The sequence below is a fragment of the Microcystis sp. M049S2 genome (genome assembly GCF_020245625.1).
GTDB classification, from domain to species: domain Bacteria; phylum Cyanobacteriota; class Cyanobacteriia; order Cyanobacteriales; family Microcystaceae; genus Microcystis; species Microcystis ichthyoblabe_A.
In genome coordinates, this window is the sequence record NZ_JADBUN010000127.1 from 1 (window position 1) to 7,412 (window position 7,412).

5 protein-coding genes and 1 pseudogene are annotated in these 7,412 nt (G+C 44.7%); 3 read left to right on the plus strand and 3 right to left on the minus strand.

All coding sequences use genetic code 11. From position 1 onward, the window contains the following. Window positions 1–274: 274 nt before the first annotated feature. Together IM496_RS10805 and rimO are read right to left on the minus strand one after the other, a co-directional pair. Window positions 275–1,714: a DEAD/DEAH box helicase gene (locus IM496_RS10805; protein WP_194015184.1), complete on the minus strand. Its 1,440-nt coding sequence runs from the start codon at window positions 1,712–1,714 to the stop codon at window positions 275–277. Between the two features lie 41 nt (window positions 1,715–1,755). After that, window positions 1,756–3,069: a 30S ribosomal protein S12 methylthiotransferase RimO gene (gene rimO, locus IM496_RS10810; protein WP_194015186.1), complete on the minus strand. Its 1,314-nt coding sequence runs from the start codon at window positions 3,067–3,069 to the stop codon at window positions 1,756–1,758. Between the two features lie 180 nt (window positions 3,070–3,249). On the opposite strand from rimO, the gene btpA reads away from it, so the two are divergent. The 3 genes from btpA to IM496_RS10825 all read left to right on the plus strand — a co-directional run bounded on the left by btpA (window position 3,250) and on the right by IM496_RS10825 (window position 6,619). Beyond that, the gene (gene btpA / locus IM496_RS10815; RefSeq protein WP_004158629.1) at window positions 3,250–4,101 is read left to right on the plus strand and encodes a photosystem I biogenesis protein BtpA; all 852 of its coding nucleotides are present in this window, start codon (window positions 3,250–3,252) and stop codon (window positions 4,099–4,101) included. A gap of 177 nt (window positions 4,102–4,278) precedes the next feature. Then, window positions 4,279–5,265 carry a vitamin K epoxide reductase family protein gene (locus IM496_RS10820; RefSeq protein ID WP_287661913.1) on the plus strand — a complete coding sequence of 329 codons (987 nt, stop codon included), beginning with the start codon at window positions 4,279–4,281 and terminating at the stop codon, window positions 5,263–5,265. Window positions 5,266–5,380: 115 nt separating this feature from the next. After that, window positions 5,381–6,619 (plus strand): DNA cytosine methyltransferase, encoded by a 1,239-nt coding sequence (locus IM496_RS10825; protein WP_287661914.1) that lies wholly within the window; start codon window positions 5,381–5,383, stop codon window positions 6,617–6,619. Window positions 6,620–6,887: 268 nt separating this feature from the next. Here IM496_RS10825 and IM496_RS10830 read toward each other — a convergent pair. Then, window positions 6,888–7,007 (minus strand): annotated as a pseudogene (locus IM496_RS10830) (tRNA (guanine-N1)-methyltransferase); the annotation flags it as partial. Window positions 7,008–7,412: the final 405 nt, after the last annotated feature.

Below are 7,412 nucleotides of genomic sequence, written 5' to 3' on the forward strand. Positions count from 1 at the left end.
CTGCATTATTCACCAACTGGCAAAAACCTGATTGTGAGGACATCTCAAAAAACAGACTGTTTTTCAGCCAGATCGCTAGATGAACTTCTTGCCAAGGCTTTCGAGGATTTTCCAAAGTCTTCATGAATAATGCAGGCTAGCTTCGACGTTTCCTTAAAAAAGGGGAACAAGGAGGAATTTGATGTGTAGTTTTTAGGAATTATACACAGAAAAAAAGTTGATAGAACCAAAACGGTCTATCAACTCTTAAAGTTATCTATTCAAGAACTAAAAATTAACGTTCTTGAAAGACGATTTTTTTGTCCAGGGAAGGACGGTTATTCGACTTAGAGGGGTACTTACTACCACCACTGCGGGGAGTTTTATTAATCACCGGTTTACTGCTCGTCGGTGCGGGAACTTCCCAATCAGTTTTCATCCACTGGGGACAATTTTGATCGTAGATCATTTGCAGGGCAGCAGCCGCGATCGCTTGGGGATCGTATTCTTCACTTAAATCCCGCACTAAAGGCAAGAAAGAAGCCATCCGTTCCCCCGATAAAGCCTCTTTTAGCTGATTTTGCAGCTTGGTCAGGCGTTTTGCTTCCACTTCGGTGCGACTAGGAATGGGACTAGATTCCAGACGTTGACGCAGACGCTGTTCGATCTGACGTAATAAACGCCGATCGATCGGTTCTACTAAGGATATAGCAGTTCCTGTTTTACCAGCGCGGCCGGTGCGGCCAATGCGGTGAATATAGGTTTCGGCATTATCTGGCAGATCATAGTTAATAACGTGGCTGAGATTTTCCACATCTAGACCGCGGGCTGCGATATCTGTGGCTACCACTAATTTAATTTTGCCCTCGCGGAAACGTTGCACCAGTCGTTCCCGTTGGACTTGGCTTAAGTTACCGTGGTATTCATCCACCGTTTGCCCCGCTTCTTGCAGTTTGCAGGTTAATTCGGCCGCGGTTTGCTTGGTGCGGACGAAAATAATCGCCGATTCTAGGGGTTCGATCTCTAACAGGGGCTGCAGGACTTTTAATTTCGTCCAACCGCGAGGGATCATATAAATTTTCTGCTCGATCTTAGCGGGAGCGGCCTGGGGTTGAGAAACCGTCACAGAAATGGGAGATTTCAAGAAATTAGCGATTAAATCGCGGATTTCCCGGGGCATAGTTGCCGAGAAACAGGCGGTTTGACGGGTGGAGGGGGATGCTTGCAGAATTTTCTTAACATCATCGATAAAACCCATACTGAGCATTTCGTCCGCTTCATCGAGGACTACCCAGTTTAGGGATTCTAGATGGAGTTTTTTGCGATCGAGCAGATCGATTACCCGGCCGGGAGTCCCGACCACAATCTGGACACCTTTTTCCAGACTGCGGATCTGACGTTCCATGGATTGACCACCACAGACTGTCAGGATAAAGAGACGACGATCATCAGAGAAATCTTTGATGGCGCTGGCCACCTGTTGGGCTAATTCCCGGGTGGGGGTGAGGATTAAAGCTTGAACGTTAGGATTTTTGGTGTCCATGCGTTCCAGTAAAGGCAGGGAATAGGCGGCGGTTTTGCCGGTTCCCGTTTGTGACATTCCTACCATGTCATGCCCTTCTAGAAGGAGAGGGATGGCTTTGGTTTGAATTTCCGTGGGGGTGGTGAATCCAAGCGTTTCTAGGTGTTGAAGACGGCTATCGGATAAACCTAAATTGTTGAAACCAGTGGTCATAAGGATTGTTTTGTGGGAATTAAATAAGAAAAATGGAAAAATTAGACTATTTCGCCGTAGAGATCGTAGGTATCGGCCGCAGTGATTCGGACTTGTACGATCGCACCTAGAATCGCCTCCCCTGTCACATAAACCAAGCCATCCACTTCCGGGGAAAAACGAGCGGAACGCCCGATTAATTCTCCTGTTTCCGGGTTTTCCTGTTCGATGAGAACATCGACAGTGTGACCGATATAAGCTTGATTTTTGCGCTCCGAGATTGGTTGCTGAGTTAACATCAACCTTTCGCGGCGTTCGTCCATAATTGCCTGTGGCACTGGATCGGGCAGGTCAAAAGCGGCTGTACCTTCTTCGGCGGAGAAGGTAAACACCCCGACGTGATCGAACTCATGACGCTTGACAAATTCCAGCAGATGGCTGAAATGTTCCTCGGTTTCTCCGGGGAAACCGACGATAAAAGTCGTTCGTAAAACCGCGTTCGGGATAGCTTGCTTGATCCGCTCGATAATGCCATCGTTGACTCGTCCTTGCCAGGGACGGTTCATCGCCCGCAGGATGTCGGGATGGGAATGTTGTAGCGGCAAGTCTAGATAGGGTAAAACATTCGGGCTCTCTCGGATCGCTTCGATAACCTTTGGCGTTAACCCGGTCGGGTAAGCGTAGTGAACGCGAATCCAAGGTATATCGACTTCTGCCAGCGCTCGCAAGAGTTCCGCTAATTTGGGTTCGCCATATAAGTCTAACCCATAATTGGTTGTTATTTGCGAAATGAGAATTAATTCTTGCACCCCTTGGCTGGCCAATTGTCGCGCTTCGGCCACAATGGACTCGATCGATCTCGATCGCTGATCGCCGCGCAGGTGGGGAATAATGCAGAAAGCACAGCGATAATCGCAGCCTTCGGCCACCCGCAGATAGGCGACTCCTTCGGTAGTGGTGCGATAACGGGGCAGATTTTCATCGGCGATAAAAGTGGGATCGGTGCTGACTTCTTTGACTCGTTCTCCCGTCTCTACCCGTTCGACGATCTCGACAATTTTCTGATAATCCCCTGTGCCAACAATGGCCACGGCTTCCGGCAATTCCGTCAGGAGTTCATCTTGGAAATGTTGGGCCATACAGCCGGAGATAATAATTTTTTTATTAGCTTCCGCCAGTTCCACGAGGGTGCGAACGGATTCTTCTCTAGCTGCTTGAATGAAACTACAGGTATTAACGATAACGTAATCGGCCAACTCCTCGTCATTATCTACGGGATAGCCGGCCTTGGCCAGCAGTCCTAACATATGCTCGGAGTCGATCCGGTTTTTCTCACAGCCTAGGTGTGAGATAGCGATGGTTGGCTTATTGCCCATGCGATCGAGTATCAACCAAATCTTAAACTTATTTAATGTTAAGACATTTTAACGGATTCCGGACTTGATAAAATCATTAGCAGTTAAAATAATTTCCCCCCGGGGGCCCGTGGCTAGGCCTTCACCCTGTTAAAATGGGTGAGCGGCGCATGGTTGGGGACGCTAAGAGTAGTATACGCTGTGAACTTAATTGCAACTTTCAAGACAAAAAACCCGATTATTGGCGTGGTTCATCTCGCCCCCCTGCCCACTTCCCCCCGTTGGGGTGGTAGTCTCAAGACGGTGATCGAGCGGGCTGAACAGGAGGCGACGGCTTTGGCTGCTGGTGGTGTTGATGGTTTGATTATCGAGAATTTTTTTGATGCCCCCTTTACTAAGCAACAGGTGGATCCAGCCGTGGTTAGTGCCATGACTTTAATTGTTGATCGCATTAAAAATCTGGTGGTCTTACCGATTGGTCTTAATGTTCTCCGCAATGATGCCCATAGTGCCTTAGCGATCGCTACCTGTGTCAATGCCCAATTTATTCGGGTTAATGTGCTAACGGGGGTTATGGCCACTGATCAGGGCATTATTGAGGGTCAAGCCCACGAACTCTTGCGTTATCGGCGCGAATTGGGGTCTGAGGTCAAAATTTTAGCGGATGTTTTGGTTAAACACGCCCGCCCCTTGGGAACCCCTAATCTGACTACGGCGGTGCAAGATACGATCGAACGGGGACTGGCAGACGGGGTGATCCTCTCTGGTTGGGCCACCGGTAGCCCCCCTAGTTTTGAGGATTTGGAACTAGCAGTGGCAGCGGCCAAGGGAACACCGGTTTTTATCGGCAGCGGGGCTGATCTGGACAATATCGGGCGGTTGCTGCCGGCTGCTGATGGGGTGATCGTGGCTAGTTCCCTCAAGCGTCATGGCAAAATTACTGAACCGGTGGATCCGATCCGGGTGTCGCAATTTGTGGAAACGGCCCGGCAGATCAACGATCAAAAGGCAAAAATTAATAATTCTCTGCCTTCTTTGCCTCTGTCCACATAACCCCTTGCTAGAATGGCGGATAGTTTCAGGGGATAGCTATCCTAAGTTTTTAGGAATTGAAAACGTCCTAATTAACACAATATGGTTAGGGAATTTTTCCTTTCAACAAAGTACATTTAGATTTCTCTCCTGACTCCTGACTCCTGAATTCTGCTGTAATTTAATCTAAATAATATTATGCGTCGTCGTTCTGTACCTTGGATTCATCGCTACTCCCGGCCTCTAATTGGGAGCATTTCGATCGTGGGAGCGATTCTGACCGGCTATTTAACCATTACCAAACTGACGGGAGGGGCTGCAGCCTGTACCGCCGGGGCTAGTGATGGGGCTGGTTGTACTGGTGTGCTTAATAGTCCCTACGCTACGGTTTTCGGGCTGCCCTTGAGTTTGTTCGGTTTTTTGGCCTATATTGCCATGGCGGTTTTTGCCCTCAGTCCTCTATTTATCAATGGGGAAACTCAGAAAAATCTCCGCAAAAGTTTAGAAAATAATACTTGGTTATTGCTGTTAGCGGGGGCGACGGCGATGGCGGTATTTAGTGGTTATTTAATGTATGTTCTAGCCACGGAATTAAAGGAATTGTGTCCCTACTGCATCACTTCGGCTTTGTTCGCTTTAACCTTATTAATTCTCACAATTGTCGGTCGCGAATGGGAAGGTTTAGGACAAATTATACTGCCGATGGTTGTAGTGGCCATGGTTACTTTGGTGGGAACTTTAGCGGTTTATGCGGGAGTAAATTCCCCGACAGTGGCAGGAGGAAAAGAAGAAATTACCCGGCCAATGACAGCGGCTACACCCCCCTACGGTTGGGAAGTAACCACGGTTTCGGGAAAAGCAGAAATCGCCCTAGCTCAACATTTAAAAGCAATTGGAGCGAAAGAATACGGGGCTTTTTGGTGTCCCCACTGTTACGATCAAAAACAGTTATTTGGTAAGGAAGCGGGAGAAATCCTCAAAAAAGAAGGGGTTTATATCGAATGCGATCCCCAAGGGGTTAATGGTAATCCCCAAGCTTGTCGCGATGCCGGAATTAAAGGTTTCCCCACTTGGATTATTAAGGCTCAAGAATATTCGGGAACCCAAAGATTAGAGAAATTAGCGAAGATTTCTGGTTATACCGGCCCGATGAATTTTAAATATACAGTTCCGGGACGCAATTAGGAAAGAGTTAAAATTTATACTGGAGGCTGAACCTTGTTCAGCCTTTATTGTTGTTTATTAAGTTTAGCTACTTTGATTTATAATAAAAACGTAGATAAGTTGCTAATTATTGCTTATGACTCAGGTAAATCTAGAAAAAGCCGCTAATATTCTCGGTGTAACTACCGCAGAAATACTAACATGGCAAAAGAAAAAATTAATCAAAGGTCAGAAAATCAATCAAGTTGATTGGTTATTTGATCTCGAGCAATTAACCAATCTTAAAAATAACCAATCCTCCAGAGAATTGAAAATTTTACAAACTGTTGAGCCAACTAATTACACAGTTATTGAATTATTTGCTGGCTGTGGTGGTATGGCTTTAGGTTTAGAAAATGCGGGAATAAAAACGCAATTACTGGTGGAAATTAACCAAGATTGTGTTAATACTTTAAGACTCAATCGACCGCAATGGAATGTTATAAATCAAGACATAAAAAAGCTTAAATTTTCCGATTTTAGAGACAAAATAGATATTGTAGCTGGAGGTTTTCCCTGCCAACCTTTTAGTTATGCTGGGTTAGGAAAAGGATTAGAAGATTTGAGAGGGAGCTTATTTTTTGAGTTTGCTCGTTGTTTACAGGAAGTGCAACCTAAAATCGCTATAGCCGAAAATGTTCGAGGATTATTAAGCAATAAAAAAGGAGAAACTCTGCAATTAATGCTGCAAGCTTTACAGGAAATCGGTTATTATGCTGCTTATCAAGTTTTATCGGCTCAATTTCTTGATGTTCCCCAAAAAAGAGAAAGATTAATTATTATCGCCACCCGTCAAGACCTAAATATTAAACCGATTTTTCCCCAATATAGAAACTATACTATTTCTCTGAAAAAAGCCCTAGAGAATTGTCCCAGTTCTCCAGGAGTAGAATATAAAGAAAGAAAAAAAGAGATTATGTCCTTAGTTCCCGCAGGAGGAAATTGGCGGAATTTGCCGATGGATATTCAAAAAGAATATATGAAAAATAGTCTCAAAAATCACGGCGGACGGACAGGATATGCTAAAAGATTATCTTGGGATGAACCGGCTTTAACTATTACCTGTAGTCCGGCACAAACCCAAACAGAAAGATGCCATCCCCAAGAAACTCGTCCTTTGACTGTGAGAGAATATGCACGAGTGCAGTCCTTCCCCGATGATTGGCAATTTACCGGTAATTTAACCTCTCAATATCGACAGATTGGTAACGCGGTTCCCGTGAATATGGCCTATCATCTTGGTGGCTGTTTAATTAATATGTTGCAAGGGGATTATCTGGGGGAAACACAGCCAAAAACTGAACAGTTAAGCATTCCAGGGTTAGAAATTCATTAATTTTGACTAAAAGTAAATAGGTAAATATTCAGGTCTAGGGGTTGACAAAGAGAGAAAAATGGCTCTTCTCGACTTTGTGTGATAATTTTTGCTTATAGAATCGTGAAATGTTCACTGGGAAAGACTTTTAGGACTATTTTGCTGAAGAAACTATCAGTATAGACCCCGTTTGCACACAAAAACCAGAAGAGCCAATGCTGTAACGAGATGACTGCGATGTGCGTACAATCTTAGTATAACCTATCTAGGTTAGAGTGTGTGGCTCGATCAAACTTCCCCGCTCTTTTTTGACAATTGCCGCCCCTAAAACTCCTAAATCTCGGACGATTTTACTCTCCGGTCGATAAAAAGTATTGTTGATATTAAATATCGCTTTTTCTTCCTGCATCGCTCATCTCATAATTAGCACTCGGCGGAAAGGGTCAACCACTGCCAAAATCCATCAGACATCAAGATAGAAGATAAATCTAAAGAAAGTGTGAAATTAGCAGAAATTGCTGATTTTTTTAGTATTATGTCTCTGAAAAGCTGATAGTTTCCCCGTGAGAACGGCAAATTAAAGGTGAAAAAATAGTTATTTTTTTACATCTTATAAGTAGTTAGGTGTTAAAAACTATCAGTTCCCCCCTTATCAAGGTAGGGCTGTTTCAGCCTCCCATCAGAATATCAAAAGTAAAAGCGATCACTGCCAGGTAAAATGATAAGTGACCGCCAACCTTTTAAATATATGTTGAGCTTAATAGAAAAACTGAAACAAGTCAAGGATTTTCGGAAAGATAAAGGAAAAAGACAC

Coding starts and splice junctions, on each gene's coding strand:
- IM496_RS10825 (WP_287661914.1), top strand. CDS start 5,381: ATGACTCAGGTAAATCTAGAAAAAGCCGCTAATATTCTCGGTGTAACT.
- IM496_RS10805 (WP_194015184.1), bottom strand. CDS start 1,714: ATGACCACTGGTTTCAACAATTTAGGTTTATCCGATAGCCGTCTTCAA.
- IM496_RS10820 (WP_287661913.1), top strand. CDS start 4,279: ATGCGTCGTCGTTCTGTACCTTGGATTCATCGCTACTCCCGGCCTCTA.
- rimO (WP_194015186.1), bottom strand. CDS start 3,069: ATGGGCAATAAGCCAACCATCGCTATCTCACACCTAGGCTGTGAGAAA.